The organism is Streptomyces sp. NPDC002817, assembly GCF_053592055.1.
This window is the reverse complement of the sequence record NZ_JBSFUY010000095.1, coordinates 1-2,947: the sequence shown is the minus strand read 5'-3', so window position 1 is coordinate 2,947 and position 2,947 is coordinate 1. Positions and strand designations below refer to the sequence as shown.

The following is a 2,947-nucleotide window of genomic DNA, read 5'->3' as shown; positions in this document are numbered from 1 at the left end:
CTCCAGTCGTCCAACCCCGCCGTCATCGCGTTCCTGCGCGAGTACGAGGACGACCTCGTCCTGTGCGTGCACAACTTCTCCCGCTTCGCACAGCCCACCGAACTCGATCTCCGTGCCTTCGACGGACGCCACCCCGTGGAACTCATCGGCGGGGTCCGTTTTCCCGCCATCGGTGAACTGCCGTACCTGCTGACGCTGGCAGGGCACGGCTTCTACTGGTTCCGGCTCTCCCGAGTCGCATCCCGCATCGGCCGCCGACCTTGAACGTCCGCCGGTGAAAGGAGGCGTCACCATGCCGAAGACCGCATTCCCCCACCCGGGCAGCACGACCGCCCCCGGGCCCATGACCTCGCTCGCCGGGCTGCTGCGCGAGTGGCTGCCCCGGCAGCGCTGGTTCGCGGGCAAGGACCGGCCCGTCACGGACCTCTCACTGCTGTCCATGACGGAGCTGTTCCCGGGCTGTCTGCACCTGCTGGTGCAGACAGGACACGCGCCCGTCCCCGCCCCCGGTGGCGGCACCGCCGCGACCGGCGACTGCTACCAGCTGCTGCTCGGCGTACGCAAGCATCTGTCGCCGCGTCTCGGCCGGGCCCTCATCGGGCGGGCGGAGGAAGGGCCGCTGGCCGGTCTGACGGTCTACGACGCGCTCCAGGACCCGCGGGTCGCGCAGCTGCTCCTGGAGCGGCTGCGGCACCCCGGCACGGCGGGCCCCCTGTGTTTCGAGGCCGACCCGTCCGCGTCCGTGCCCGCGGGGCTCGTGCCGCGGATGCTGGACGCCGAGCAGTCCAACTCCTCGCTGGTGTACGGGGACTCGTTCATCCTCAAGGTCTTCCGGCGTATCCAGCCCGGCGTCAACCCCGACCTGGAGGTGCCGGGCGCACTGGCCGGGCAGGGGTGCCGTCGGGTGCCCGCGCCGGTCGCCTGGTTCCGCACCACGCATCCGCAGGAGGCGACGCTCGGGGTGCTCCAGCCCTTCCTGCCCGATGCGTCCGACGGCTGGACACTGGCCCTGCGGGCCCTTGCCGCCGGCGACGACTTCACGGCGAAGGCCCACGAGCTGGGGCAGGCCACGGCGGAGGTGCACCTCGCGCTGGCCTCGGCCTTCCCGGCCCTGGCACACGCCGAGAACGGCCGGACGGCGGCCGCGATGACCGAGCGGCTCGGCGCCGCCGCGCACTGCGTACCGGCGCTCCAGCCGTACGTCCCGGCGTTGCAGACCGCGTTCGCCGCGCTCACCACCTGCGATCCCGGTCCGCCCGCCCAACGCATCCACGGCGATCTGCACCTGGGGCAGGTGCTGCGGGCCGGCCGCGAGTGGTTCGTGATCGACTTCGAGGGTGAGCCGTCCCGTCCCCTCGCCGAGCGCCGCAGCACCCACTCCCCCGTGCGGGACATCGCCGGCATGCTGCGCTCCTTCGACTACGCCGCCCGCCAGCGCCGCCCCTGGCGTCCGGAGTGGGCGCGCCGCTGCCGTGAGGCCTACTGCGCGGGGTACGCCTCGCTCGCCGGATGGGACCCGCGCAAGAAGCACGGCCTGCTGCGGGCCTACGAGACGGACCGCGCCGTGTACGAAGTCCTGTACGAGGCCCGGCACCGTCCCGACTGGCTGCCCGTGCCGATGGCGGCGATCGAACGTCTAGCCGTGAGAGGAGCCTGAAGCCATGGCACTGCGCGACACCACACCTCCCGAGGCCGGCGGTCCACTTCCCTGCCGTGCCGCACCTCCCCTGGACCCCGCCGACCGCACGCGGTTGCTGTCGGGCGCCCATCACGACCCGCACTCCGTGCTCGGCGCCCACCCGGCGCCGGGCGGGATCGCCTTCCGGACACTGCGTCCCTTCGCCCGCGCCGTGCACGTGGTCGTCGAGGGGGAACGCAGCAGACTCTCGTCCGAGGGCGACGGCCTCTTCTCCGGCGTCCTCCCGCTGGACGCGATTCCCCCGTACACGCTGCTGGTCTCCTACGAGGACGACGACGAGCAGGAGGTGCACGACCCGTACCGCTTCCTGCCCGCCCTCGGTGACGTCGACCTGCATCTCATCCGTGAGGGCCGGCACGAGGAGCTGTGGAAGGCGCTCGGTGCCGAGCCCATGAGCCACCAGGGCGTGGGGGGCACCCGCTTCACGGTGTGGGCGCCCAACGCGCAGGGCGTGCGGGTCGCCGGGGAGTTCACCTGCTGGGACGGGGCCGCGTTCCCGATGCGGTCCCTCGGCGCGTCCGGGGTGTGGGAGCTGTTCCTGCCGGGCATCGGCGAGGGCGCACGGTACAAGTTCGAGATCACGTCCCGCTCCGGCGACCGCTTCCTCAAGGCCGACCCGATGGCACGCCGTACCGAGGTACCGCCCGCGACGGCGTCCGTGGTGACGGCCTCCCACTACGAGTGGGGCGACCAGGGGTGGCTGGCGCGGCGCGGCGACGTGCCGGTGCACGAGGCTCCCTTCTCGGTGTACGAGGTCCATCTTCCTTCCTGGCGAAAGGGACTGACATACCGTCAACTCGCCGAACAGCTCCCGGCGTACGTCAAGGACCTCGGCTTCACCCACGTCGAACTCATGCCGGTCGCCGAGCACCCCTTCGGCGGCTCCTGGGGCTACCAGGTCACCGGCTTCTACGCGCCGACCTCACGGCTGGGCTCGCCGGACGACTTCCGGTATCTGGTCGACGCCCTGCACCGGGCCGGCCTCGGCGTGATCATGGACTGGGTTCCGGCTCATTTCCCCAAGGACGACTGGGCGTTGGGGCGGTTCGACGGAGAGCCGCTGTACGAGCCGGGAGACTGGCGGCGGGCCGAGCATCCGGACTGGGGGACGTACGAGTTCGACTTCGGTCGGGTCGAGGTGCGCAACTTCCTCGTCGCCAACGCCGTCTACTGGTGCGAGGAGTTCCACATCGACGGGCTGCGGGTGGACGCGGTCGCCTCGATGCTCTACCTCGACTACTCGCGCGA

General features: G+C 71.8%; 3 protein-coding genes. All 3 read left to right on the top strand.

All coding sequences use genetic code 11. From position 1 onward, the window contains the following. Positions 1-264: alpha-glucosidase C-terminal domain-containing protein (locus tag ACWD3I_RS49075; RefSeq protein ID WP_365414143.1), on the top strand; the 264-nt coding region annotated here is incomplete at its 5' end. Positions 265-292: 28 nt separating this feature from the next. After that, positions 293-1,657, top strand: coding sequence for a maltokinase N-terminal cap-like domain-containing protein (locus ACWD3I_RS49070; protein WP_365414141.1), 1,365 nt, complete (start codon positions 293-295; stop codon positions 1,655-1,657). A gap of 4 nt (positions 1,658-1,661) precedes the next feature. Continuing rightward, the coding region (gene glgB / locus ACWD3I_RS49065) for a 1,4-alpha-glucan branching enzyme (protein WP_365414139.1) at positions 1,662-2,947 on the top strand (1,286 nt) is incomplete at its 3' end.